At 67.0% G+C, this 24854-nt stretch carries 20 protein-coding genes; 15 read left to right on the forward strand and 5 right to left on the reverse strand.

What is annotated here, in order from left to right; translation table 11 throughout:
• Nucleotides 1-45: 45 nt before the first annotated feature.
• Both QW887_RS01155 and QW887_RS01160 read right to left on the reverse strand, forming a co-directional pair.
• Nucleotides 46-1857: an ABC-F family ATP-binding cassette domain-containing protein gene (locus QW887_RS01155; RefSeq protein ID WP_315714430.1), complete on the reverse strand. Its 1812-nt coding sequence runs from the start codon at nucleotides 1855-1857 to the stop codon at nucleotides 46-48.
• Between the two features lie 4 nt (nucleotides 1858-1861).
• Complete coding sequence (locus QW887_RS01160) at nucleotides 1862-2365, reverse strand: YaiI/YqxD family protein (protein WP_315714429.1); 504 nt, start codon at nucleotides 2363-2365, stop codon at nucleotides 1862-1864.
• Nucleotides 2366-2490: 125 nt separating this feature from the next.
• On the opposite strand from QW887_RS01160, the gene QW887_RS01165 reads away from it, so the two are divergent.
• Nucleotides 2491-3291, forward strand: coding sequence for a hypothetical protein (locus tag QW887_RS01165; protein WP_315714428.1), 801 nt, complete (start codon nucleotides 2491-2493; stop codon nucleotides 3289-3291).
• A gap of 374 nt (nucleotides 3292-3665) precedes the next feature.
• Here QW887_RS01165 and QW887_RS01170 read toward each other — a convergent pair whose 3' ends face one another.
• Nucleotides 3666-6041 carry a xanthine dehydrogenase family protein molybdopterin-binding subunit gene (locus tag QW887_RS01170; protein ID WP_315714427.1) on the reverse strand — a complete coding sequence of 792 codons (2376 nt, stop codon included), beginning with the start codon at nucleotides 6039-6041 and terminating at the stop codon, nucleotides 3666-3668.
• Nucleotides 6042-6241: 200 nt separating this feature from the next.
• On the opposite strand from QW887_RS01170, the gene QW887_RS01175 reads away from it, so the two are divergent.
• The 11 genes from QW887_RS01175 (at nucleotide 6242) to QW887_RS01225 (ending at nucleotide 18311) form a co-directional block, all read left to right on the forward strand.
• Nucleotides 6242-7315: a Ppx/GppA phosphatase family protein gene (locus tag QW887_RS01175; protein WP_315714425.1), complete on the forward strand. Its 1074-nt coding sequence runs from the start codon at nucleotides 6242-6244 to the stop codon at nucleotides 7313-7315.
• Between the two features lie 108 nt (nucleotides 7316-7423).
• Nucleotides 7424-8119: an RlmE family RNA methyltransferase gene (locus QW887_RS01180; RefSeq protein ID WP_315714424.1), complete on the forward strand. Its 696-nt coding sequence runs from the start codon at nucleotides 7424-7426 to the stop codon at nucleotides 8117-8119.
• A gap of 102 nt (nucleotides 8120-8221) precedes the next feature.
• Nucleotides 8222-8500: a DUF3551 domain-containing protein gene (locus tag QW887_RS01185; RefSeq protein WP_315714423.1), complete on the forward strand. Its 279-nt coding sequence runs from the start codon at nucleotides 8222-8224 to the stop codon at nucleotides 8498-8500.
• A gap of 81 nt (nucleotides 8501-8581) precedes the next feature.
• A complete protein-coding gene (locus QW887_RS01190; RefSeq protein ID WP_315714422.1) occupies nucleotides 8582-8941 on the forward strand; it encodes a hypothetical protein in 360 nt (119 codons plus the stop codon).
• Between the two features lie 165 nt (nucleotides 8942-9106).
• Nucleotides 9107-10075, forward strand: coding sequence for a Bug family tripartite tricarboxylate transporter substrate binding protein (locus tag QW887_RS01195; RefSeq protein WP_315714421.1), 969 nt, complete (start codon nucleotides 9107-9109; stop codon nucleotides 10073-10075).
• On the forward strand, nucleotides 10072-10566 hold the full coding sequence (locus QW887_RS01200) for a tripartite tricarboxylate transporter TctB family protein (protein WP_315714420.1): 495 nt from the start codon (nucleotides 10072-10074) through the stop codon (nucleotides 10564-10566). Before QW887_RS01195 ends, QW887_RS01200 begins: the two co-directional genes overlap by 4 nt.
• Nucleotides 10566-12065: a tripartite tricarboxylate transporter permease gene (locus QW887_RS01205; RefSeq protein WP_315714419.1), complete on the forward strand. Its 1500-nt coding sequence runs from the start codon at nucleotides 10566-10568 to the stop codon at nucleotides 12063-12065. The genes QW887_RS01200 and QW887_RS01205 overlap by 1 nt, the downstream gene beginning before the upstream one ends.
• A 196-nt stretch (nucleotides 12066-12261) precedes the next feature.
• Nucleotides 12262-13737: an HlyD family secretion protein gene (locus QW887_RS01210; protein ID WP_315749781.1), complete on the forward strand. Its 1476-nt coding sequence runs from the start codon at nucleotides 12262-12264 to the stop codon at nucleotides 13735-13737.
• Between the two features lie 11 nt (nucleotides 13738-13748).
• The gene (locus QW887_RS01215) at nucleotides 13749-14951 is read left to right on the forward strand and encodes a hypothetical protein (protein ID WP_410052231.1); all 1203 of its coding nucleotides are present in this window, start codon (nucleotides 13749-13751) and stop codon (nucleotides 14949-14951) included.
• Nucleotides 14951-16927: a cellulose synthase catalytic subunit gene (locus QW887_RS01220; RefSeq protein ID WP_316185947.1), complete on the forward strand. Its 1977-nt coding sequence runs from the start codon at nucleotides 14951-14953 to the stop codon at nucleotides 16925-16927. Before QW887_RS01215 ends, QW887_RS01220 begins: the two co-directional genes overlap by 1 nt.
• Nucleotides 16928-17252: 325 nt before the next feature.
• Nucleotides 17253-18311 carry an acyltransferase gene (locus QW887_RS01225; protein WP_316173928.1) on the forward strand — a complete coding sequence of 353 codons (1059 nt, stop codon included), beginning with the start codon at nucleotides 17253-17255 and terminating at the stop codon, nucleotides 18309-18311.
• On the opposite strand, the gene QW887_RS01230 is transcribed toward QW887_RS01225, so the two are convergent.
• Nucleotides 18296-19720: an O-antigen ligase family protein gene (locus QW887_RS01230; protein ID WP_316173926.1), complete on the reverse strand. Its 1425-nt coding sequence runs from the start codon at nucleotides 19718-19720 to the stop codon at nucleotides 18296-18298. The genes QW887_RS01225 and QW887_RS01230 overlap by 16 nt on opposite strands.
• 113 nt (nucleotides 19721-19833) lie before the next feature.
• On the opposite strand from QW887_RS01230, the gene QW887_RS01235 reads away from it, so the two are divergent.
• Nucleotides 19834-21027, forward strand: coding sequence for a sialate O-acetylesterase (locus QW887_RS01235; protein ID WP_316173925.1), 1194 nt, complete (start codon nucleotides 19834-19836; stop codon nucleotides 21025-21027).
• A gap of 16 nt (nucleotides 21028-21043) precedes the next feature.
• On the opposite strand, the gene QW887_RS01240 is transcribed toward QW887_RS01235, so the two are convergent.
• Nucleotides 21044-22531 (reverse strand): MDR family MFS transporter, encoded by a 1488-nt coding sequence (locus QW887_RS01240; RefSeq protein WP_315749788.1) that lies wholly within the window; start codon nucleotides 22529-22531, stop codon nucleotides 21044-21046.
• Between the two features lie 137 nt (nucleotides 22532-22668).
• Here QW887_RS01240 and QW887_RS01245 point away from each other — a divergent pair, with 137 nt between their 5' ends.
• The gene (locus QW887_RS01245; RefSeq protein WP_315749790.1) at nucleotides 22669-22917 is read left to right on the forward strand and encodes a hypothetical protein; all 249 of its coding nucleotides are present in this window, start codon (nucleotides 22669-22671) and stop codon (nucleotides 22915-22917) included.
• Nucleotides 22918-23180: 263 nt separating this feature from the next.
• Nucleotides 23181-24668 carry an IMP dehydrogenase gene (gene guaB / locus QW887_RS01250; RefSeq protein ID WP_315827414.1) on the forward strand — a complete coding sequence of 496 codons (1488 nt, stop codon included), beginning with the start codon at nucleotides 23181-23183 and terminating at the stop codon, nucleotides 24666-24668.
• The last annotated feature ends 186 nt before the right edge of the window (nucleotides 24669-24854 follow it).

The raw sequence follows: 24854 nt of genomic DNA on the forward strand, positions 1-24854 counted from the left end.
GATTGTTTCACGTCGCTCGCAATGACGAAGTGATTTCGATGAACGTTACGCGCCCTCGATCTCCTCGCGCAGCACTTCGAGCTCGAGCCAGCGGTCCTCGGCGGCGGTGAGCTCGGCTTGCGCAGTGGCGATCGCGAGGGAGGCGGCGTCGAATTTCTTGCGGTCTTTCGCATACAGCGCGGGGTCGGCGAGCACGGCCTGCTGCTTGGCGATCTCGGCTTGCAGCTTGGCGATCGTCTTCGGCAAGGTCTCCAGCGCGTGCTTCTCGTTGAAGGAGAGCTTGCGCTTCGGCGCGCTCGCAGGCGCCGTGGCCGCGTGCTTGGTTTCCTTCTTCTCCTCAGCCGCCTTGGCATGCTGGCGCTTCAGGTCGGCGCCGCGTTGCGCCAGCATGTCGCTGTAGCCGCCGGCGTATTCCTGCCATTTGCCGTTGCCCTCGGGGACGATCACCGAGGTGACCACGCGATCGAGGAAGTCGCGGTCGTGGCTGATCAGGATCACCGTGCCCTCGTAGTCGCCGAGCATGTCCTCGAGCACATCGAGTGTCTCCAGGTCGAGATCGTTGGTCGGCTCGTCCAGCACCAGCAGGTTCGATGGCTTGGCCAGCGCGCGCGCCAGCATCAGCCGGCCGCGCTCGCCGCCGGAGAGCACTTCGAGCGGCGTGCGCATCTGCTCGCGCGAGAACAGGAAGTCCTCCATGTAGCCGACGACGTGCTTCGGCTTGCCGGCCACCATGACGTGATCGCCGCGGCCGCCGGTCAGCGCTTCGGCGAGCGTCGTCCGGGGATCGAGGCTCTCGCGGTGCTGGTCGAGCGTCGCCGTCTCCAGATTGACGCCGAGCCGGATGCTGCCGCTGTCCGGCTCGCTGCCGCCGGTGAGCAGGTTGACCAGCGTGGTCTTGCCGGCGCCGTTCGGGCCGACGATGCCGATGCGGTCGCCGCGCTGGATGCGGATGGAGAAGTTGTCGACGATCTTGCGATCACCAAAGCTCTTCGACGCGCCCTTCGCTTCGATCACCAGCTTGCCGGACTTGTCGGCCTCGGCCGCGGCGAGGTTGGCGGCGCCCGCCGTGCCGCGATAGTCGCGGCGCTGCTGGCGCAGCGCATGCAGGTTGGCGAGCCGCTTGACGTTGCGCTTGCGGCGGCCGGAGACGCCGTAACGCAGCCAGTGCTCTTCGTTGACGATCTTGCGGTCGAGCTTGTGCTGCTCGCGCTCTTCTTCCGCCAGCACCTCGTCGCGCCACGCCTCGAACGCCGCAAAGCCGCGGTCGATCTGCTTGATCTGGCCGCGGTCGAGCCAGGCGGTCGCGCGCGACAGATTGGTGAGGAAACGGCGATCGTGACTGATCAGCACCAGCGCCGAGCTTCGGCCGTCGAGCTCGTTCTCCAGCCATTCGATCGTGGTCAGGTCGAGATGGTTGGTCGGCTCGTCCAAGAGCAGGATGTCGGGGTTGGGCGCGAGCACGCGCGCCAACGCCGCGCGGCGCGCCTCGCCGCCGGAAACATGCGCCGGATCTTCCTCGCCGGTGAGGCCGAGCTGCTCGACGAGATAGCGCGCCTGATAGTGATCGTCGCCGGGACCGAGCCCGGCCTCGACATAGGACAGCGTGGTGGCATGGCCGGAGAAGTCCGGCTCCTGCGGCAGGTAGCGCACGGTGGCGCCCGGCTGCACGAAGCGCGTGCCGCTGTCGCACTCGACGAGGCCGGCGGCGATCTTGAGCAGCGTCGATTTGCCGGAGCCGTTGCGGCCGATCAGGCAGACGCGTTCGCCCGGCGAGACCGACAGCTCGACGCCCTGCAGCAGGGCGGTGCCGCCGAAGGTCAGGCGGATGTCCTTGAGTTGGATGAGAGGCGGCGCCATGGGTCTAGCCTTGCTGCTGCATCCGCGCGGCGCGCTGGCGCTGCATGCGGCGGATGGTCTGATCGAGGGTGGAGAGGAAGGTGGAGCGGTCGCGCGGCGTGAACGAGCGCGGCCCGCCGGTGACCTCGCCGGACGAGCGCAGATCGGTCATGAGGTTGCGCACGGCGAGCGTCATGCCGATCGACTCCTCGGTGAACGCCTTGCCGTTCGGCGCGATCACCGCGCTGCCGGCCTTGACGCAGCGGCTCGCCAGCGGAATGTCCGCTGTGATGACGACGTCGTCGGCGCCGGCGCGCTCTGCGATCCAGTCGTCCGCGGCATCCATGCCGCTGCCCGCCGCCACGCGCGTGATCAGGGGATCCTCGGGCACGCGGATGAAGCCGCCCGCGACCACGATCACTGGCAGGCCGTGGCGGATCGCGACGCGATAGATCTCGTCCTTCACCGGACAGGCGTCGGCGTCGACATAGATCGTGACAGGGGCGAGCTCGGCGGTTTCGGTCGTCATCTGGCGTTCTGCTGGGGGTGGCCGGTTGGTACCCCATCGCCAGCCAAATTGCGAGCCAAACGCTGGCCTTGCCAGGACCTTTCCGGCCGTTACCATCGCCCGAAAAGGGTCAAAGGGAGGCAAGGATGGCAGACGGAATCGCGACCTATGCGGTCGAGGCGTTCAACACGGCCAAGCAGTCCGAGAACAAGATGCACGATGACAGCGTGGCGCGCCGGTTCGGCTTCGCGGGCGGCCTCGTGCCCGGCGTCGAAGTGCTGGCCTATATGCTGCATCAGCCGGTTGTGCGCTGGGGCCGGGCATTCCTGGAGCGCGGGCTGATCGAGGCGCGGTTCACCAAGCCGGTCTATGACGGCGAGATCGCCGAGGTCAGGGCGGAGGAGGTCGGCGACGGGCTCAGCCTGGAGGTCGTGAGTAAAGGTGAGATCTGCGCCACCGGTTCCGCGTCGCTGCCCGCGTCAGCGCCCGACATCGCTCTGGCCGAATATCGAGAGGTTCCAGCCGCGGCGGTGCGGCCGCTCGTCAGCGCGGAGTCGTTCGCTGTCGGCAGCTGGCTCGGCACGGCGGCACGCGCGTGGCCAGGGCAGGCGGCCACCGCCTATCTCTCTGAGATTCGCGAGCGCGATCCGATCTATGCAAACGAGCGGCTTGGTCACCCGGGCATGTTGCAGAGGGTGATGAACCGGCTGCTGGTCGACAATGTCGTCCTCGGCCCCTGGATTCACGTCGGCAGCCGAATGCAATTGCTGTCGGCGATTGCAGAAGCCGACGAGATCACGGCGCGTGGCCGGGTGGTCGCGAACTACGAGAAGAAGGGCCACCGCTTCGTCGAGATCGATGCGCTGGTGGTCGCCAATGGCGACCGCCCACTTGCGCATTGCCATCACGTGGCGATCTATCAGCCGCGCGCGCAGGCGGCCGCCTAGCGGACGGACTTGGCAAGAGGCACGCGGCATCCAAAAGACAGCTGTCATGCTCCGCCTGCGCGGACGATGACGGCGAAGTTCTGGGTACGCTGCTTGCCCACACTCCCGTCATTGCGAGCGCAGCGAAGCAATCCAGAGTGTTGCCGTGGAGGCAGTCTGGATTGCTTCGCTACGCCGCTACGCTCGCAATGACGTGGAGAGGACCCGCGGCCCAATCTCGACAGTCCGTAGCCCGGATGCGCGCACGCCGGCGCCCAGCGGGTGCAGGCGGGAGCGACATCCGGGTTCACCGATACAGCCCGTGAGACCCCGCATGCGGGCTACGGGCTTTTCGTTTGGCAATGAGAGTTTTCGCCTCATCGCGAGCGAAGCGGCTACGCCGCGGTCCTCGCCTTGCCGTCCTGGATCGCGCGCCAGAGCTTTTCGGTGGTGAGCGGCATGTCGAGATGCTTCACGCCGTAGTCGGACAGTGCGTCGATCACCGCGTTGATCACGGATGCCATCGAGCCGGCGCAGCCGGCTTCGCCGCAGCCCTTGGTGCCGAGCGGGTTGGACTTCGCCGGCACCGGATGGTTGTCGACCGTCATCATCGGCACGTCGGAGGCGCGCGGCAGCGCATAGTCCATCAGAGATCCTGTGATCGGCTGGCCGCTCTCGTCGTAGCGTAGATGCTCCATCAGCGCCTGGCCGATGCCCTGGGCGACGCCACCATGGAGCTGGCCGGCGACGATCATCGGGTTGATCACCGTGCCGAAATCGTTGATCGCGGTGTAGGCGACGATCTGCGCGACGCCGGTGTCCGGTTCGATCTCGACCTCGCAGACATGACAACCATTGGGGAACGTCGATTCCGTTACTGTCGAGTTGTGGTCGACGTCGAGCGAGGCTGGCACGCCGTCGGGCATCTTGCCCTCGCGCAGGCGGCGCGCCAGCTCCATGATGTCGATGCTGCGATCGGTGCCGGCGATGGTGAACTGGCCGCCCGCGAACTCGATGTCGGCTTCCGAGGCTTCGAGCAGATGCGCGGCGGCCTGCTTGCCCTTGGCAATGACGAGCTGTGAGGACTCGACGATGGCCTGGCCGGTCGCGGTGATCGAGCGCGAGCCGCCGGTGCCGTTGCCGAACCGCACGAGATCGGAATCGCTCTGCTCCAGCCTGATCTTCTCGAACGGCACGCCGAGTTGCGCCGACAAGACCTGCGAGAACGGAGTCGCGTGGCCTTGGCCGTAGTCCAGCGTGCCGGTCGTCAGGGTCACGCCGCCATCGGCGTCGAAGGTGATCTTGCCGAGCTCGCCCGAGGGCGGCGCGGTCACTTCGAGATAAGAGCCGACCGCGATGCCGCGCAGCTTGCCGTTCTTGCGGCTCTCGCGCTTGCGCTTGGCGAAGCCGGCGTAGTCGGAGACCTGCAATGCCTTCTCGAACACCGCGGCGAAGTCGCCGGAGTCGTAGGTGACGCCCGACGCCGCCGGAAACGGCATCTGGCTCGGCTTGATGAAGTTGCGCTTGCGGATGGTGAGACGGTCGATGCCCATCTCGCGCGCGGCGGTGTCGATCAAGCGCTCCATGAAGTAGTTGGCCTCGGGACGGCCGGCGCCGCGATAGGCACCCATCAGGGTGACGTTGGTCAGCACGGTCTTGATATCGACGCCGAGCAGCGGCGTCTTGTAGACGCTGGCGAGGTTCTTGCCGGTGTTGAGCGACAGCGGCAGCGGCGCGACGCCCATGATGTAGGCGCCGAGATTGCCGTAGCCGGACAGTCTCACAGCGAGGAACCGGCCGTCGGCGTCGAGCGCCAGCTCGCCATGGATGATCTGATCGCGGCCCTGGCTGTCGGACAGGAAGGCGGTGGTGCGCTCGTCGCGCCATTTCACGGGGCGGCCCAGCTCTTTGGCGGCGTGCAGGATGCAGACATATTCGGGATAGGAGACGTTCTTCATCCCGAAGGAGCCACCGACATTGGTGGTGAGGATGCGGACCTTGTCCGGCGCGACGTTCAGAATCTTCGCCAGCGTCGCCTTGTTGCCGGACACGCCCTGGGTCGGCACCTGCAAGGTGAAGCGCTCGGTCTTGCCGTCGAACGCCGCGAGCGCGACGCGCGGCTCCATCGACACCACGGCGACGCGGGTGTTGACGATGTCGAGCTTGGTGACGTGCGCGGCCTTGGCGAAGGCCTCTTCGATCTTGGCCGTGTCGCCGTAATGATAATCGAGCGCGACGTTGTTGGGGATATGGTCATAGAGCTGCGGCGCGCCGGGCTTGGCGGCTTCCTCGGCATTGGTGACCGCGGGCAGGGGCTCGATATCGAGCTCGACCGCCTCGGCCGCGTCGCGGGCCTGGGCCGCGGTCTCCGCGACTACGAACGCAACGGGGTCGCCGACGAAGCGGACCTTGTCGGTGGCGAGCGCCGGCCGGTTGGTCTGCAGCAGCGGCGAGCCGTCCCGGCCCTTCAGCGGCAGGCCGCAGGTGAACGGACCATAATTGGCTCCGGCGAGGTCGGCGCCGGTCCACACCCCGAGCACGCCGGGCATCGCCTTTGCGGCCGCGGTATCAATTCCCTTGATGATGCCGTGGGCGTGGCTGGAGCGCACGATCCAGGCATGGGCCTGGCCGGGCAGGTTGAAATCGTCGGTATATTTGCCGTGACCGCGCACCAGCGTGTCGTCCTCCTTGCGCCGGACCGGCTGCCCGACGCCGAATTTCTGCAGCGCGATCGCGTTTTCGAGGGAGGCCGGGGAGGTGTGATCTTGCATGGATGAGGACCCAAGGGGCTGAATTGGTCGCAAATGCGGGCTGTTCCCAGATAGTGCAGCGCCCGCGGCCGGACAACGGTTGATTAGGAATGGTGCATCACGCCTGATGGAGGGGCTGTTGCGCCGGCGCTATCCACTGATAATGTCTCACGAAAGAGAACTTCCATCTGGGCCGGTTCGGCCAGCGGAAAGACATTTGAATGATCAATGACACGCGGCTGCGGGAGAGTCCCGCGCCGCGCGGGAACTTGGAGCCCGGCTTGCGTCCGGGTCTGGACGTCGCGACGCCTTCCTGCGCCAGCAATGGCAGCAGCGTCTACGCGGCCCTGGACCTCGGAACCAACAATTGCCGGCTCCTGATCGCCTGTCCTTCGGGCGACAGTTTCCGCGTGGTCGACTCCTTCTCGCGCATTGTCCGGCTGGGCGAGGGCATCTCGACCACCGGCTGCATCAGCGACGCGGCGATGGATCGGGCCATCGCGGCGCTCAGCATCTGCCGGGACAAGATCCAGTCGAAGAAGGCCAGGCGCCTGCGGCTGATCGCGACCGAGGCCTGCCGCGCTGCGGCCAATGCCGAGGGGTTCCGCAGCCGGGTTGCGGCGGAGACCGGCATCGAGCTCGAGGTGATCGACCGCGAGACCGAGGCGGCGTTGGCCGTCAAGGGCTGCGCGCCGCTGCTCGATCCCGGCGGGCGAGGGGCGATCCTGTTCGACATCGGCGGCGGCTCCAGCGAGTTGGTCCGGATCGAGCGCGATGCGGGCGACCGCAACGCCGAGCCGCGGATCAAGGCATGGATGTCGATCCCGCTCGGGGTCGTGACGCTGGCCGAACGGTTCGGCGGCCGTGACGTGACGCCGGAGATCTATGCCGCCATGGTCGAGGCCGTGGCCGAGCATGTTGGCCCGTTCGCGGCCGAGAACGGCGGCGATCTCGCCGGCATGCATCTGCTTGGAACCTCCGGCACCGTGACGACGCTGGCGGGCATCCATCTCAACCTCGCGCGCTACGATCGGCGCCGGGTCGATGGCATCTGGATCAACGACGCCGACATCACGACGACGATCGGCAGGCTGCTGGCGATGAGCTACCAGGAGCGCGCCGAGAACAATTGCATCAGCATCGACCGCGCCGATCTCGTTCTGGCGGGCTGCGCCATTCTCGACGCCATCCGCCGGTCCTTTCCGCTGCCGCGCCTGCGCGTCGCCGATCGCGGCCTGCGCGAGGGCATGCTGGTCGAGATGATGCGCGAAGACGGCGCGCTGCGCACGGCGTAGCGACTTCACCCTCCCCTGGAGGGGGAGGGTGACCTTTGTAGTTCCGCCAGACCTCGAGCGTGGACGGATTTTCGCCTCCCGCGTCTGGTCACGACGACCGAGAAACACATGGCAAAAGACACCACCGGCCGCATGCATGTGCAGGTCAAGACCGGAGGCAAGCGCAAGCTGTCCTCGAAACTCTGGCTGGAGCGCCAGCTCAACGATCCCTATGTCGCGCAAGCCAAGCGCGACGGCTATCGCTCGCGCGCGGCCTACAAGCTGCTCGAGATCGACGACAAGCATCATCTGCTCAAGCCCGGCATGACGGTGCTCGATCTCGGCGCCGCGCCCGGCGGCTGGAGCCAGATCGCGGCGCGCCGGGTCGGGGCCGAAGCCGGGAAGGGCAGGGTGATCGCGATCGATCTGCTGGAGATGGGCGAGATCCCCGGCGTCACCTTCACCCAGCTCGACTTTCATGCCCAGGATGCGCCCGAAAAGCTCCGCGCGATGCTCGGCGGGCGTGCCGATGTGGTGATGTCGGACATGGCGGCCAACACCACCGGCCACCGCAAGACCGACCAGTTGCGCATTGTCGGTCTCGTCGAACTCGCCGCGCATTTCGCCAGCGAGGTGCTCAAGCCGGGCGGCAGCTTTCTCGCCAAGACGTTCCAGAGCGGCGCCGATGCCGACTTGATGGCGCAGCTCAAGCGCGATTACGCCAGCGTCCGTCACGTCAAGCCGGCGGCGAGCCGGCAGGATTCGTCGGAGCGCTACGTGCTGGCGATGGGGTTCCGCGGCGGAGAGCAGGCCGACCTGTTGTAATGGCGTCATTGCGGCCTTGACGCCCTGGCGATACAGAGCAGGGGCAATCACCGTCTCGGGAATCGGCCTGGGCCGGCGAGACGTCGATTCCGGAGGTCCTGCATGCGTGTCCTCAACTGGAGCGCCCTCGCGCTGGGTTTGGCGGTCGGGTCCGTCCTATCGGGCTCTGCTCACGCCCAAGCCTACGATCCGCGCTATCCCGTGTGCATGAAGGTCTATGAAGGCGGCCGGTTTGGCGGTGGCGAGTGGATCGACTGCAGCTATACGTCGCTGCCGCAATGTCGCGCGACGGCGTCGGGCCGTGCGGCGATGTGCGACCTCAATCCCTTCTACGCCCCGCCGTCGCCTCCGCCGCGCCGCGCGCATCGGCGGCATCGCTGAAACATTTCATGACGGAACGGCCGTTGCCGTGCCGCAATCGAACTGAAGATTCGAGACCCTCGTATCCATCGGGCTGCCGTGATGCCGCATCGTTTCATCGTCGCGATCGTGATGCTTCTGCTGCTGGTGCCCGCGATCGCGTCCGCGGCGCCGTCGCACAAGCGCAAGGCGCACCGTTGGCAGGGCTATGGCTTCCTGCCCGGCTACAAGCAGCCGCCCAACAACAGCCTGCCGCTCTATGCCGACAAGGAGGCCATGCGCAACGGGCCGCGCGGCAGCCGCCGCCATTGGTATATCGACGGTACGCCGAAATACATGCTCTACAACGGCGAGTGGCATTATTTCGGCCAGCCCGGCTTCTATCGCGGCCATTACAATGGCGGCAGCTTCGGCCCGTGCTGGACGCGGACGCCGGTGGGGATGGTCTGGACTTGCGGTTAGGCCGCTCCTCCCACAACCGTCTCGTTCTCCCAAGGCTGCTGCTGCAACGCGGGCGACGGCGCGAGCAATCCCGTCTGGACAGCGGCCGCATTTCCCGCTGAAATGCCGTTCCTCAGAGGCAAAAGAAACGCGAGCCGTTCGTTCGGCCGACCGTGGAGGACCGCTTTGAATTCGTTCTGTACGCGCCTGTTCGGCGCGGTCGTCGCTTTGACTGTGCTTGCCGGTACTCCAGCCTTCGCCCAGCAACTCGAGTTGAAGGTCATGGCGCCGGCCGCGCCCGGCGGCGGCTGGGACCAGACCGCGCGGGCAATGCAGCAGGCCTTCGTGGCGTCGGGTGTGGCACGCAGCGTCCAGGTGACCAACGTCGCCGGCGCCGGCGGCACCGTCGGCATCGCGCAGTTCGTCACCGGCGCCAAGGGCGACGGCAACCAGCTGATGGTCAACGGCTTCGTGATGGTCGGCGCGCTCGCCATGAACAAGTCGCCGGTGACGCTGGAGCAGGTGACGCCGATCGCGCGGCTGACCGAGGAGATCCAGGTCATCGTCGTGCCGGCCGCATCGCCGATCAAGACCGCGCAGGATCTCGCCGCGGCGCTGAAGGCCGACATCGCCAAGGTCACCTTCGCCGGCGGCTCGGCCGGCGGTGTCGATCACGTCATGGCCGCGCTGTTCGCCGGCGCCGTCGGGGCCGACGCCAAGAAGGTCAACTACATCCCGTTCTCAGGCGGCGGCGAGTCGCTGGCGGCGATCCTCGGCGGCAAGGTCACCGCCGGCATTTCCGGCCTGTCCGAGTATGACGGGCAGATCAAGAGCGGCAAGCTGCGCGCGATCGGCATATCCTCGGAGAAGCGCATTCCCGGCGTCGACATCCCGACCTTCAAGGAGCAGGGCATCGATCTCGTGCTCGCCAACTGGCGCTCGGTCGTCGCTGCGCCCGGCATTACGCCGGAGCAGAAAAAGACGCTCAGCGAGGCCGTCGAGAAGATGGTGAAGTCGGATTCCTGGAAGGAGATCCTGAAACAGAAGGGCTGGGATGACGCCTATCTTCCGGGGGACGCCTTCGCCGAGTTCCTGAAGAAGGAGAACGTGCGCGTCACCGACGTGCTGAAGTCGGTCGGCCTCGTCAAGTCATGACGACGGAGCGCGCCGGCACCGAGACACCCGCCTCGGGAGGCGTCGACAAGGCCGGCATCGTCATTGCGGCGCTCCTGGCGGCCGTCGCGCTCGTGCTGGTCTACGACGCCAATCAGATCCCGGCGACCACGATGTACGGCATGGGCCCGCAGGTCATGCCGGTCGTGATCGCGATCGGGCTCGGCATTCTTGCACTGGCCAATCTGATCGATGCCGTCAGAGGCAACCTGCCGCCGCGCGAGAGCTCCGATCCGGTCGCGGTGCTGCTCATTCTTGTCGGACTTGCGCTGCTGATCGCCATCATCGGCTTCGGCGGCGGCTTCATCCTGGCGACGACGGCGCTGTTCGTGACGACGTCGGCGGCGTTCGGCCGGCGCGCCTTTGTCACCGATTTCGTCATCGGCGCGGTGCTGACGACCACGATCTATCTCGCCTTCGACCGCCTCCTGACCTTGAGCCTTCCCGCCGGTCCGCTCGAAAGACTGCTCTGATGGACACCTTTGCCGCACTCGCGCATGGGATGGCGATCGCCGTCCAGCCCATGAACCTGCTCTATGCGCTGGTCGGCGTGTTCCTCGGCACCGCCGTCGGGGTGCTGCCGGGCATCGGGCCGGCGCTCACGGTCGCCCTGCTGCTGCCGGTCACCTACAAGCTCGATCCCGGCGGTTCGCTGATCATGTTCGCTGGCATCTATTATGGCGGCATGTATGGCGGATCGACCACCGCGATCCTGATCAACACGCCTGGCGAGAGCGCCTCGATGGCGACCGCGCTCGAGGGCAACAAGATGGCCAAGGCCGGCCGCGGCGGCCCGGCGCTGGCGACCGCGGCGATCGGCTCCTTCGTCGCAGGCACCATCGCCACGATCGGTCTCGCCTTCCTGTCGCCTTACCTCGTCGACATCGCCGTGCGCTTCGGGCCGGAGGACTACTTCGCGCTGATGTGCGTCGCCTTCGTCACGGTGTCCGCGACCTTCGGCGATTCACCGATCCGCGGCCTCACCAGCCTGTTCATTGGTCTCACGCTCGGCCTCATCGGCATCGACAAGCTCACCGGGCAGGCGCGGCTCGCCTTCGGCGTGCCCGAGCTGCTCGATGGTGTCGAGGTGACGACCTTGGCGGTCGGCCTGTTCGCGGTCGGCGAGGCGCTCTACGTCGCCTCGCGCCGGCATCATACCGAGGAGAAGATCGAGGCCATCAAGGGCTCGCTGTGGATGACGCGCGAGGACTGGAAGCGGTCGTGGAAGCCGTGGCTGCGCGGCACCATGTTCGGCTTTCCAATCGGCGCGCTGCCGGCGGGCGGGGCGGAGATCCCGACGTTCCTGTCCTATTCTGCCGAGCGGCGCCTGACCAAATATCCTGACCAATTCGGCAAAGGCGCGATCGAAGGCGTCGCCGGCCCTGAGGCCGCCAACAACGCCTCCGCCGCGGGCACCTTGGTGCCGCTGCTGACGCTCGGCCTGCCGACGTCGGCGACCGCCGCGATGATGCTCGCCGGCTTCCAGCAGTATGGTCTCAACCCGGGCCCGCTGTTGTTCGCCGAGCGGCCCGACCTGGTCTGGGGCCTGATCGCGAGCCTGTTCATCGCCAACACGATGCTGCTCGTCCTCAACCTGCCGCTGGTCGGCCTGTGGGTGAAGCTGCTCGCGATCCCGACACCATGGCTCTACGCTGGCATCCTCGTGTTCGCGACCATGGGCACGATCGCGGCAAAACCGTCGGTCGTGGAACTGTCGATGCTGGCCGGCTTCGGCGTGCTCGGCTTCCTGATGCGCCGGTTCGATTTCCCGATTGCGCCCGTCGTGGTCGGGCTCATCCTCGGGCCGATCGCCGAGAGCCAGTTGCGGCGGGCGCTCGCGATCAGCCTTGGGGACCCCATGACCCTGCTGCAGTCGCCGATCTCTGCAACGCTTCTGGTCGTCGCGCTGATTGCTCTGATCGCGCCGTTCATCTTGAAGGGACTCGGACGCTTCAAGGCGAATGAGGATTGAGCGCGGCCGCAAGCGGAAACCGCGCCATCGCACTGCAACATAACGTGACCGGAGGTGAGCGCGGAGATCGGGCGCAGCTTGAAACGATGTGCCCGCGATCTGGTTTGGGTTGAGCCATCGAGACCGGAGCCTGGAACTCCGGATCAGCCGAGGAAGCGTCTTTCGGGGCGTGTCACCCCAAACCGAAAGAGACCTGATGACCGATCGCTTCGATGACGGTTTCAAGCCAGCCCCCGCGCAACGTCCCGCCGCTCCGAAGACCGCAACCCAGCCACAGCGCCATCCCGTGATCCTCAGGGTGTCGGCGCTCGGCGTGGCCGGCATCCTCTCGGCGCTGATGCTGACCGCGGTGGTGCCGCCGATCGTGGCCGACCAGTCCGATCGCGCCGTGGTCGATGCGCCGGTGATGCTGCTGACGTCCCCGATCGCGGGCCAGGTCGATTCGCTCACGGCCAAGCCGGGTGGCGAGGTTCGGTCCGGCGACCGCCTCGCAGAGATCACCAATCCGCGGCTGGACCGCGCCACGCTCATCTCGCTGGAAGAAAAGGCGGGCGACGCGCGTCAGAAGCTCGACGCCACCCGCGCCAAGCATCAGTCCGACGTCGCTTATGTCAGCTCGCTCGATCGGGAGATCGCGAGCCAAGCCGGTCAGTTGAAGGCGCAGTTGCAGTCCCAGATCGAGGAGCTGCGTGCCCGCGTCGCGCAGTCGAACGCGCAGAGCAGCGAGAAGAAGGCCATCGTCGACCGCCAGAACCGCATGGTCGCGCGCGATGCCGCCAGCGTCGAGATGCTGAAGCCGACCGAGCAGCAATATGCGGCGGCGCTGCACGACACCGATGCGCAGACTGCCAAGCTGAACCAGAAGCTGACACAGCTGAAGGCGCTCGACGCCGGCGTCTATGTCGGCGAGGATCTGGTCGCGCTGAACATGCTCAGTCAGAAGCGCCGTGACATCGATCTCGATGCAAGGCGGATGGAGATCGAGGAGAAACAGCAGGCGGCCGTGCTCGATGATCTCGAGGGCCTGATCAAGTCGGAGCGCGCGCGGCTGGCGCGGCTCGCTGCCGCGGACGTGCTCTCGCCCGGTCCCGGCAAGGTGCTGGCGGTGGGCGCCGACACCGGACGCCACGTCAGCGCCGGCGATACGATCGCCTCGGTGGTCGATTGCGACAAGCGTTTTGTGGTCGCGATCTTCTCCTATCGCCAGGGCGAAGCGATGAAGCCGGGCACCAAGGTGCGCATCGATGGCGGCGGCTTTCATAGCGGCATCGTCAGCGCCGTGCTGCCGAAGACCAGCGACAAGGTCGACGAGCGCTTTGCCGTGCCATTTCCGCAGACCGAGCGGCGCGAGCTCTATGTCATGATTACACCTGATGCTGCCGACGAAAAACCGGCGGCGCAGCCGACCTCCGCGGCGACACCGGCCTGCACGGTGGGGCAGTGGGTCACCGTGACGCGCGACAATGGCATCGTGCCGTCGATGTCGGTGACATGGCGCCGGCTCGGCCACCTCGTTGCGTCGCTGACCGACCTGGACCCGTCTGAGCCGGACGAAGCGACGCGCCGTGCCGGTGTCACCAAGCTCGACTCCGCCTTGCGGTCGCACCCGGCGCAGCAGCCGGTATTGGACGAGCAGTGGCTTCCGACGGCGCGCGCGGTCTCGGCACAATGAGGCTTCTCTCCATGATGATGGCGGTGATCGCTCTGCTCGGCGGCGCATCGCCGATGCGGGCCGAGACTCCGCTCTGTGCGGGACTGGTGCAGGCCGTCGAGCCTGGCCTCGCCGGCCGTGACGCGGCGTTCATTCGCAGCTACGAGCCGGGTGCCGACGAGGAGGGGCTGCCGCTCGGCCTTTCGACGACGGCGTTCACCTATGACAACGCTCTGGCAGCGATCGCGCTGGTCGCATGCGGTCGCACCGACGAGGGCCGCGTGATCGGCAACGCGCTGATGCATGCCGCCGCTCATGATCGCACCTTCGGCGATGGGCGCCTTCGCAATGCCTATCGCGCCGGTCCTGTCGGCCCCGGGGCGGCGCTGCTGCCTGGCTGGTGGGACGACCAGAAGAAGATCTGGGGCGAGGATGCCGCGCAGGACGGCACCGCGACCGGCAACGTCGCCTGGGCAGCGCTGGCGCTGCTGACGCTGCATCAGGCGACCGGCGAGGAGGGCTACTTGTCCAGCGCGCGGCGCCTGATGGACTGGATCATTGCCAGCGCAACGAACGGAGCGGACGGCTTCAGCGGCGGTTATCACGGTTACGATCCGCAGCAGGTGCGCCTCAGCTGGATGTCGACCGAGCATAATGCCGATGTCTACGCCGTGGCCTCCTGGCTCCATCGTATCACATTGGAGCCGCGCTATCAGGATGCCGCGCAGACGGCGCGCCGCCTGCTCGATCGCACGTTCCGCGGCGATCGCTTCCTGCTCGGCACCAAGCCCGACGGCCGCCTCGCCGACGACAATCTGCTCGCGCTCGACGTGCAGCTCTGGCCGTGGATGGCGGTGACGGATGCGCCCGACTGGCGCAGCGCGCTGCGCTTTGCCGAAACTCATCTTGCCGTCGACGGAGGCTTCGATTTCAACAGCGATCGCGACGGCGTCTGGGTCGAGGGCACCGCGCAGGCGGCGCTGGCCTATCGCATGGTCGGAGATGCCGCTGCCAGCGAGGAGCTGCTTGCAGGGTTGCGTGCCGACCGCACGGCAACGGGACTGCTGAACGCGACGCGCAACGCGCGCCTCACCACGGGTCTGTCGATCGACCCGACGGGCGCGACCACCATCCAGGACTTCTTCTACTACAAGCGCCCGCATCTCGGTGCTACCGCCTGGGCCGTGCTCGCCGAGACCGGCTGGAATCCTTTCACCGGCGCAAGGGTCCCCTGATGTTTCCGCTCCCCAGCAATGACGCCTCGGTGTTGACCACCGATCTCGGAGTCCTGCTCGGGCTCCTCGTGATGGCGCGTCTGCTCGATCCGACGCGCCGGCGCGACCGCCTGCTGTTCGGCGCTACCGCAGCGTCGTTCCTCCTGATCTACACGCTGTGGCGCTGGCACGACACGCTGCCGGTGTTCGACCTGACCCTGCAGGCGCTGTGGCCGCGGCTGTTCATCACGCTCGAGATCGTGGCGATCTCCTACACGCTGATGTCGATTCTGATCTTGACCCGCAGCGTCGATCGCTCGGGACAGGCCGACGCCGCGCAAGCTGCGCTGGCCGCACGGGGCGAGCAGCCGGTCGTGGACGTGTTCATCTGCACCTATGACGAGCCTATGGAGATTGTCGAGCGCTCGATCCTCGCCGCGCTCGCGCTCGACTATCCCAACAAGACCGTCTGGGTGCTCGACGATACCAGGCGCGATCGGCTCCGCGCCTTCTGCGACGAGGTCGGCGCGCGCCATCTGACGCGGCCCGACAACAAGGGCGCCAAGGCCGGCAATCTCAACAACGCGCTTGCGGCGACGGCGCAGCTATCGAACGCGCCGGTGATCCTGGTGCTCGATGCCGACTTCGCCCCGCGCCGTGACTTCCTCCAGCGGACGGTCGGCCTGCTGCTGTCCGAGCCCGATATCGCCGTCGTGCAGACGCCGCAATTCTACTACAACCCCGATCCGATCCAGCACAATCTGCTGGCGTCAAGCCACTGGGTCGACGACCAGCGCTTCTTCTTCGACGTGTTCCAGCCGGCGAAGGACGCCTGGGGCTGCGCGTTCTGTGTCGGCACCTCCTTCGTCGTCCGCCGCGAGCGGCTCATGGAGATCGGCGGCTTCCCGCACGCGGCGATCTCCGAGGATCTCAACCTCACCTACACGCTGCTCAAGCGCGGCCATCGCACGGTCTGGCTGAACGAACCGCTCAGCTTCGGCCTCTCGGCGGAAGGCGTGCCCGAATACATCACCCAGCGCGCCCGCTGGTGCCTCGGCACGATTCAGGTCGCGCTCTTGCGCGATGGTCCGCTGCGCAGCCGCGGCTACAGCTTCACCCAGCGCTGGCACTTCCTGCATGGCGTGCTCAACTGGGCCTGCAAGCCGTTCATGGTGCTGCTTCTGATCGCGCCGCCGATCTACTGGTTCGCCGGGCTGCCGGCGTTCGAGGCCGACTATCTGTCGTTCCTGCGCTACGGCGTGCCGGCGCTGCTCGGGACGATCATCTACATGGGCTGGATCTCGCGTTCCAAGACCCTGCCGCTGTTCATGGAAGCGACCCATGCAGTGACCTGCTTTGCCGTCACGGTCACCTTGTTCAGCGCGCTGGTCCGGCCGTTTGGCCGCCCCTTCAAGGTGACCGACAAGGGCGGCGACCGCTCCAAGCCGCGCGTCCACGGCAAGCTCGCCGCGATCTTCGGCGGGATCGCCGCGAGCTCGGCGGCGGCCATCGTCTGGGCGTTCGTGTCGCCGAATGCAGCCAGCGAGATCTCGTCGATCGACTACTTCAATCTGTTATGGGCCGGCATCGCGATGCTGATCGCCTTCATCGCGTTTCTCGTCTGCTTCGAGCTGCCGCGCGGCGAGGACCTGTTTCCGAGCGACGAGGCGGGCTGGCTGGCGCAGAGCGGCGAGGTCGTGCCGTGCAAGATCGAGGCGCTGTCGCTGTCGTCGGCCCGCGTGGCCGGTCCACCGCATCATCGCATGACCCGGCCGGGCACCCGATTGCCGCTGCATCTCGACGGCCTCGGATGGCTCGAGGCGTCGGTCGAGGCCGTCTCCAGGACGACCACGCATCTGCGCCTGCAGCCCGACGAAGCGCAACGGCGGCAATTGGTGGTCCGCCTGTTCAGCTCATCCCGCGGCGTCATCACCGATCGCGCCCGCGTGCGCGGTGCGCTGGCAGGGCTGGCGCGACGCGGTTTCGTCGGGCGGTGACGTTGCCGATCGTGCTGTCGGGTAGGCAGAGAGGCCGCCGCAGGCGGCAGCGGGCCCGCCGTCGAACCGCGCACTTGGACGCGAGACGGTGGCACGGCGTTACCTCGAGCTCGCCTCGGAGAAGCATCACGGCAGCGCCTTTGCCTCCAGCTCGTGCCATCCGGCAGAGGCTTATCGGTTGGTTAAGACTAACGCGAGAATACCTCCGATGTCCTGGCAGGCGCCGACGGCGCTGCAAAGCCGGCTGCGATATGACTTGGGGCGCTGACTTCGCAGCATCGCGGACCGGACGCGGGCTGCGCGACAGAGGCAGGACAAGTCGGGCATGGATGCTGGAACGCAGAGGGCAACGGCTGACACCGCGCGCACGGCGTGGATCGATTTCGCGCGCGGCCTCGGTGTCATCCTGGTGGTGTACGGTCATGTGCTTGGCGGTCTGGTGCGCCCCGGCATCTTCCCGGATGGAGCCGTCGCGCGCTGGATGGACTACACGCTCTATACGTTCCACATGCCGCTGTTCTTCTTCCTGGCCGGCTTGAACGTGCAGCACAGCTTGCGGCGCGGCGCGCGTCCTTTCCTCACCTCCAAGCTCTGGACCATCGCCTATCCCTATGTGCTGTGGTCGCTGATCCAGGGCGGGATCACGATGCTGCTGGCGCGGGATGCCAACATCCCGATACATCCCGGCGATCTCACCGCGATCTGGTATCGTCCAATCGCGCAATTCTGGTTCCTCTACGCGCTGATGATCTGCCACGTGATCGCGGTGCTGGTCCCGTCGCGGACGGTTTTGACCACGCTCGCGCTGGCCGGGCTCGGCGTGTTCCTCGCGCTGCCGATCCGGCCGGACCTCGCGCTCACGCTGCATCATCTGCCGTTCTACGTCGCGGGTGTCTACGGTGTCAGCGTTGTGGCGGAATGGCGGCCGTCCGGCTGGTCCGCGTTGGCCGTGATCGGGATCGCGTTTGCGGCCGCAGTGGCGGTGGGCGGCCAGCTGTCCGGCATGGACGCCAACGGGCTCGCCTCCCTGCCGGCCTGTGTGCTCGGGATCGCCGGCACGGTCGGGCTCTGCAAGCTGCTCGCGCCAACGAGCCATCGCTGGCTTGCGGCCGCAGGCGTCGCGTCGATGACGATCTATGTGCTGCACATCCTTGCCGGCTCGGGCATGCGGATCATCATGCTGAAGCTGCACATCCCGCCATCGCCATGGGTCTATCTGCTGGCCGGAACGGCGGCCGGCGTGGTGCTTCCTCTGATCGCGCATGCCATCCTGCGGCGGCTCAATCTGCTGGCCGTCTTCGGGCTCGCACCGCCGGCCTCCCGCAAGCTCCAGACTGCGGCGATCACGCCGCGCGCTGCAACGTCCGATCAGGCGCCGGCCTGATGCTGCCGAGCGGCGACGGTGCGCCGTGCTCCGTCGGCCATCTGGTCGAGCGGACAGGCCATCGCGACGAGCATCCAGAACAGCGCCGAGACCTCGCCGGAGGAGATGCTGGTCAGCGGCAGCTGAATCAAGAGCGCACTGATGGCGAGCGCCCCGAGCACGGCGCCCTCGCGCGTCGGTATCCGCCACGCGGCGCCGGTGGCGGCGAGCCCAACCCAGACATAGGCCGCGAGGCAGATCAGTCCGACCGGAATGCCCATCGTCACCCAGCTTGCGATGATCTGCCCGTCGATCGGCATCGCGCCGGCGACGCCGACGTCGGTGATGGTGAAGCCCGATCCCAGGACCATGCTGTTCGGCGCATTCCACAGCGTGACGAACTCATCCAGCCGCTCGCTGCCGCTGCTGTCCTGCGACGCGCTGCCGAGCGATTCCAGACGGGAGGTGATGACCTCCGCGAACGGCGTGAACATGACGGTGACGATCACCGCGCCGACCAATCCGACCGTGATCGATACGGCCCGACGCCGCGTCGCGGGGAACAACATGCAGAACAGCACGCCCACCGCGAGCGTGATCCAGCTGGTGCGGTAGAGCGACAGCAACAAGCCGAGCGCCGCGGGCGCCATCGCCGCCATTGCCAGCCATCCCGGGCGCAGGAAGCCCACCAGCAGCAGGCCGGTGGCCGTGAAGGTCGCGTAGCTGGCCGGGCCGTTCATCGTGCTGAACACGCGCACCATGTAGGGCAGCGGATAGCCGGCCGAGGTGATGCTGGCATTCACCATCCAGAACCGATCCCAGCCTTGCGGATCGACATATTGCCAGATGCCGTAAAGGCCGGTGACGGGCAGCACCAGCAGGAATACGCGCGTGATTGCATCGAGCAGGGCGCCGTCGGATCGCGCCCGCTGCTGCAGGGCGATCGCATAGAGTACGGGCGCGGCCCATTTCATTCCGCCATTGGCGGCGTTGAACCAGTCATTCTGGAAGATCGACAGCGCGCCGCCATAGACGATGCAGGCGAGGACGATGAAGGGCGCCACGAGCCAGGGATTGCCCGGCCTGTCCTTGTCCGAGGGCGAAAGCACCAGACTCGGAACTGGCGCGATGATGAACAGCAGCGGGCCGCTCAGCATGACGCCGGACGAATCGAACCCTGCGGAGATGTCGACCAGGCGGCGCACGAAAGGAGCAAAGGCGAACATCAGGATCGCCGACTGCACGTGGGCCGCGGGGCTGCGACGCCACGCGAACCAGCCGGCCACCGCGCAGCCGAGGATGAAGGCTGGTCTGACGATGCCGCCGAGTGCCGGGACGGCAAGCGCCGTCGCTGCCAGGAGAAGCGCGGACGGCCAACAGTTCATCGCCATCGCCGCGAGCGGCTGCGGATCGATTCGGCTCTCTTTCATGAAGTCGGACTATAATGGAAATCCGGTCTCCTCAGGCATGTTCGAGGCCGGGAGTCAGATGCCCGGCGCCTGAGGCGGCCGTCAACCGAGGCGACGAAAGAAGTGATCCGAGCATGACGCGACGCGCAATCGTGGCCACGCTTGTCGCAGCGTGGTTGGCCGTCTCGTTGACCGCGACGGCAGGAGCTGCGGAGGTGCTGCCGGCCCGCGACGTCTGCCAGCCGACCACCTCGGCCAAATCGCGCGACGGCAATTGCGTTCCCTGCGCCGTCGGACCCATCTCGACCGCCCCTGGGTTCCTGGCACTGCTGGAGCAGGTGCGCACGCGGCGCGCCGCCTTTGCCGACATCGACCGTCGTATCGATGGCGCGAGCGGCGACCCGGAGGTGCAGAGCCTGCTGCAGGGACGCAACCTAGCCCGTGCACTGTACGGTTCTGACGCGGATTTCATCGCGGGCGGCAACGCCTCGCGCTGCCTCCTGCCGGACAACGAGGCTGTGCGTGCCAGGGCCACGCCGATCGCCTGCGACGCGATTCCGCGCGAGGGGCTGGTGGTGCTTCTGACCGCGGGCCAGTCGAACATCTCCAACACCGGCGCGCCCGATCAGAGTGGCCGGCTCTATCAACCTCACAACCGGTTCTACAATTTCGACCGCTTCGACGGCCGCTGCTACGTGGCGCGCAATCCATTGCTGGGAACGCCGGGCGAGGGCGAGAACGTCGCCACCCGGTTGGGCGACGAATTGATCGATCGCGGGCTGGCGAAGACGGTCGTGATCGCACCCGTTGCGATCGGCGGGACTTATCTCGAGGAGTGGCGCGCCCGCGGCGGCAAGTATTTCGAGGTGCTGCTCGCAACCGTCGCCGGCCTGCGCGAGGCCAATCTCGAACCGAGCGCGGTGCTCTGGCATCAGGGCGAGTACAACGCCTTCGCGTTCTCCACCAATGGCGCGGAGGACGGCGCGTCCCTGCACGTCACTGCGAAAATGAAGGAAGCGGGACGACTGTCCTACTTGCGCAATTATCTTGAGATCGTTGCCGGCCTGCGGGCGGCCGACCTGACGGCGCCGATCTTCGTCGCCACGGCGACGCTCTGCGGCAGTGTTCCCGACGAGATCATCCGTTCAGCCCAGGCCGCCGTGCCGAACCCGGCACTCGGCGTTTATCCTGGCCCGGATACCGACCAGATCGGGCTCAAGCTGCGCCACGATGGCTGCCACATGAGCCATGCCGGCACCGAGTTGCACGCGCGGATGTGGGCCGATCGCCTGGCCGACTACTGGAAGTCCGGGGCGAGGCGGCCTTGAGCCGGAAGCGGGACGATCAGCCGAGCTTTTGATCCCGCGCATCATGCGTGGTCTCGCTCGCCGATTTCCTGGCGGCCTTCTCCGCGCCCTTCTCGGCGCCCTTGCGGCTCGCGATCGCGGCCACCTTGCGGCCTGAGATCTCGCTGCCGGCGTCGTCCGGCATCTGCCAGAACAGGATCGACGACAGCGCCGACGTGATCGCGACGACGATGAAGGCGGGCGCGAAGGACGCCGCGGTGAGCTGGCTCGCGCCGTGCATCCACATCGTGGTCTCCACCGAGAACGCACCGACCGCGACGCCGGCGGAGATCGCGAGCTGCTGGTTGACGCTGGTGAGCGTCGTGGCGCGGCTCATCTGGGCAGTCTCGACCTCGGCATAGGCGACGGTGTTGATCGCGGTGAACTGCAGCGAGCGGAAGAAGCCGCCGACCACGAGAATGATCAGGATCAGCAGCAGCGGGGTCGCCGGCGTGAACAGCGCGCAGGCGGCGAGGAAGACCGAACTGACGACGGCATTGACGGTCATCAGATGGCGGAAGCCGAAGGCGCGGATGAGGCGCGCGGCCAGCGCCTTCATGCCCATTGCGCCGGCGGAGGAGCCGAAGGTGACGAGGCCGGACTGGAACGGCGACAGCCCGAAGCCGAGCTGCATCAGCAGCGGCAGCAGGAAGGGCAGGGCGCCGATGCCCAGGCGAAACATGAAGCCGCCGACGATCGAGGCACGCAAGGTCGGCAGCCGCAGCAACGAGAAATCGAGCACAGGAGAGTTGGTGCGCCAGGAGTGGCGGACGTAGAGCGTCATCGAGATCGCGCCGATCGCAACGAGACTCGCGACCACCGGCCACGGCAGCAGGTTGAGACCGGCGACCGAGAGGCCGAAGGCGAGGCCGGCGAGGCCGATGCCGGCCAGCACCATGCCATAGAGATCGAACGGCTCGGGATTGTCGCTCTTGATCGGATCGATGAAGCGCAGCGCCATGATGATGCCGACGATGCCGATCGGGATGTTGATCAGGAAGATCCAGTGCCAGGAGAAATAGGTGGTGATGAAGCCGCCGACCGGCGGTCCGATCACCGGACCGATCAGCGCGGGGATGGTGACCCAGGCCATCGCGCCGACCAGGGCGCTCTTGTCGACGGAACGCAAGAGAACGAGACGCCCGACCGGCGTCATCATCGCCCCGCCCATGCCCTGCAGGATGCGCGCGAACACGAAGTTCTCGACGGAGTTGGCGAGCGCGCAGCCGATCGAGCCGATCATGAACACGGCGACCGCGCTCGAGAACACGCGCCGCGCGCCGAAGCGATCGGCGGTCCAGCCGCTCGCCGGGATGAACACCGCCAGCGACAGCAGATAGGAGGTGATGGCGAGCTTGAGCGTCAGCGGGCTGGTGCCGATGTCCCTGGCGATCGCCGGCAGCGAGGTCGCGATGACCGTGGAGTCCATGTTCTCCATGAACAGGGCGGTGGCGACGATCAGCGGAATGACGCGTTGCTTGTTCATCGGAGGTCGGCAGCGGGAGGACGAGGGCGGGCGCCGGGGCTTTAACACCCTGCGACGAACGAGGCCATTGCGCTGCTGGCATGGCCCCCTAGATGCAGCGTGACGCTGCCGCGTCCCGTTTTGTTGGAGATGTGCCGATGATCTACCTGCTCGCCGCTTTGGTGCCGCCGCTGGGTCTGCTGCTCAACGGGCAGCCGTTCGCGGCGATCTTCAACCTGCTGCTGTGTCTGGTGTGCCTGGTCCTCGGCCTGTTCTTCCACGTGCTGCTGCTGGTGCCCTCGGCGCACGCGCTGATCGCCGTGCACATGCGGCGGGAGGACCGGCGGCACCGCGAGGTGGTCGAGGCCATCCGCCGCTACGGGCCACCGCCGGGCGCATGGCGCTAGAGGCGCGGAACTTCTGCTCCGGAATCGGGGTCTTCGCGACCTTTTGTTGCGCGTTTCGGACCCGATCAGGGCCGGTCTGGGCCGTTCTTCGCAATCGCGGGAGGACAGCGGATCGGCCCTTTGATTCGTCACAGGCCCATGCTATCGACCCGCGTCAACCCCACCGATGGGCACCGATTCGACGGCGAGGCATGGTCTCGACGGCGGCGTCGCTCATCCGTACCCGCATCGCGGCCGTTTTGGCCGCAGACAAGGAGTTGACGATGGCGACCGTCCAGACACTTCGCGAAGCCTTCACCTTCGACGACGTGCTCTTGAAGCCGGGCCTGTCCGATGTGCTGCCCTCCGAGGTCGACATCCGCTCGCGCGTGACGCGCGAGATCCCGCTCAACATTCCGATCATGGCCTCCGCCATGGATACCGTCACCGAGGCGCGCATGGCGATCGCCATGGCGCAGGCCGGCGGTATCGGCGTCATCCACCGCAATTTCGATCCCGAGGGCCAAGCCGCCCAGGTGCGCCAGGTCAAGAAGTTCGAGTCGGGCATGGTGGTCAATCCGCTGACCATTGCGCCCGACGCCACGCTCGCCGACGCGCTGGCGCTGATGAAGGATTACGGCTTCTCCGGCATCCCGGTGGTCACCGGCGGCGGCAAGGGCATCCCCGGCAAGCTGGTCGGCATCCTCACCAATCGCGACGTGCGCTTCGCCACCGATCCGCGGCAGAAGATCTCCGAGCTGATGACGCATGAGAACCTCGTCACCGTGCGCGAGGGCGTCGGCCAGGACGAGGCCAAGAAGATCCTGCACAAGCACCGCATCGAGAAGCTGCTCGTCGTCGACGACCAGTATCGCTGCGTCGGCCTGATCACCGTGAAGGACATGGAGAAGGCGGTCGCGCATCCCTTGGCCTGCAAGGACGGCCAGGGCCGGCTGCGCGTCGCCGCCGCGACCACCGTGGGCGAGGGCGGCTTCGAGCGCACCGAGAAGCTGATCGAGGCCGGTGTCGACCTCGTCGTGGTCGACACCGCGCACGGCCATTCCTCGCGCGTGCTCGAGGCGGTCAACCGCATCAAGCGCATCTCCAACGCGGTGCAGGTGATCGCCGGCAACATCGCTACCCGCGACGGCGCGCAGGCGCTGATCGATGCCGGCGCAGACGCGGTCAAGGTCGGCATCGGCCCGGGCTCGATCTGCACCACGCGCATCGTCGCCGGCGTCGGCGTGCCGCAGCTCACCGCGATCATGGATGCGGTCGAGGCCGCCAAGAAGGCCGACGTACCGGTCATCGCCGACGGCGGCATCAAGTTCTCCGGCGACCTCGCCAAGGCGCTCGCCGCTGGCGCCGATGTCGCCATGGTCGGCTCGCTGCTCGCCGGCACCGACGAGACCCCCGGCGAGGTGTTCCTGTGGCAGGGCCGCTCCTACAAGGCCTATCGCGGCATGGGCTCGGTCGGCGCGATGGCGCGCGGCTCGGCCGACCGCTACTTCCAGCAGGACATCAAGGACACCTTGAAGCTCGTGCCGGAGGGCATCGAGGGCCAGGTGCCGTACAAGGGCCCGGTCGGCAACGTCATGCACCAGCTCGCCGGCGGCCTCCGTGCCGCCATGGGCTATGTCGGCGCCAAGGATCTCGGCGAATTTCACTCCAAGGCCGAGTTCGTCCGCATCACCGGCGCCGGACTGCGCGAGAGCCACGTCCACGACGTGACGATCACGCGCGAAAGCCCGAACTATCCGGGCGGGGCGTAAGCCATACCCACGTCATTCCGGGGCAGCGCGACGCGCAACGCGCGGCGTGCTGAACCCGGAATCCCGATATTGTCTTGCATCATCACCTGCGCACCTCACCTCTGGATTCCGGGTTCGCGCTAACGCGCGCCCCGGAATGACGGAGGAGAGGGCACCGCTCCCTCAGCAAGCATAATAACATCAGGA

This window comes from Bradyrhizobium sp. SZCCHNRI3052 (assembly GCF_032484895.1).
GTDB lineage: Bacteria > Pseudomonadota > Alphaproteobacteria > Rhizobiales > Xanthobacteraceae > Bradyrhizobium.

Coding starts and splice junctions, on each gene's coding strand:
- QW887_RS01155 (WP_315714430.1), bottom strand. CDS start 1,857: ATGGCGCCGCCTCTCATCCAACTCAAGGACATCCGCCTGACCTTCGGC.
- QW887_RS01160 (WP_315714429.1), bottom strand. CDS start 2,365: ATGACGACCGAAACCGCCGAGCTCGCCCCTGTCACGATCTATGTCGAC.
- QW887_RS01165 (WP_315714428.1), top strand. CDS start 2,491: ATGGCAGACGGAATCGCGACCTATGCGGTCGAGGCGTTCAACACGGCC.
- QW887_RS01170 (WP_315714427.1), bottom strand. CDS start 6,041: ATGCAAGATCACACCTCCCCGGCCTCCCTCGAAAACGCGATCGCGCTG.
- QW887_RS01175 (WP_315714425.1), top strand. CDS start 6,242: ATGATCAATGACACGCGGCTGCGGGAGAGTCCCGCGCCGCGCGGGAAC.
- QW887_RS01180 (WP_315714424.1), top strand. CDS start 7,424: ATGGCAAAAGACACCACCGGCCGCATGCATGTGCAGGTCAAGACCGGA.
- QW887_RS01185 (WP_315714423.1), top strand. CDS start 8,222: ATGCGTGTCCTCAACTGGAGCGCCCTCGCGCTGGGTTTGGCGGTCGGG.
- QW887_RS01190 (WP_315714422.1), top strand. CDS start 8,582: ATGCCGCATCGTTTCATCGTCGCGATCGTGATGCTTCTGCTGCTGGTG.
- QW887_RS01200 (WP_315714420.1), top strand. CDS start 10,072: ATGACGACGGAGCGCGCCGGCACCGAGACACCCGCCTCGGGAGGCGTC.
- QW887_RS01205 (WP_315714419.1), top strand. CDS start 10,566: ATGGACACCTTTGCCGCACTCGCGCATGGGATGGCGATCGCCGTCCAG.
- QW887_RS01210 (WP_315749781.1), top strand. CDS start 12,262: ATGACCGATCGCTTCGATGACGGTTTCAAGCCAGCCCCCGCGCAACGT.
- QW887_RS01215 (WP_410052231.1), top strand. CDS start 13,749: ATGATGATGGCGGTGATCGCTCTGCTCGGCGGCGCATCGCCGATGCGG.
- QW887_RS01220 (WP_316185947.1), top strand. CDS start 14,951: ATGTTTCCGCTCCCCAGCAATGACGCCTCGGTGTTGACCACCGATCTC.
- QW887_RS01225 (WP_316173928.1), top strand. CDS start 17,253: ATGGATGCTGGAACGCAGAGGGCAACGGCTGACACCGCGCGCACGGCG.
- QW887_RS01230 (WP_316173926.1), bottom strand. CDS start 19,720: ATGAAAGAGAGCCGAATCGATCCGCAGCCGCTCGCGGCGATGGCGATG.
- QW887_RS01235 (WP_316173925.1), top strand. CDS start 19,834: ATGACGCGACGCGCAATCGTGGCCACGCTTGTCGCAGCGTGGTTGGCC.
- QW887_RS01240 (WP_315749788.1), bottom strand. CDS start 22,531: ATGAACAAGCAACGCGTCATTCCGCTGATCGTCGCCACCGCCCTGTTC.
- QW887_RS01245 (WP_315749790.1), top strand. CDS start 22,669: ATGATCTACCTGCTCGCCGCTTTGGTGCCGCCGCTGGGTCTGCTGCTC.
- guaB (WP_315827414.1), top strand. CDS start 23,181: ATGGCGACCGTCCAGACACTTCGCGAAGCCTTCACCTTCGACGACGTG.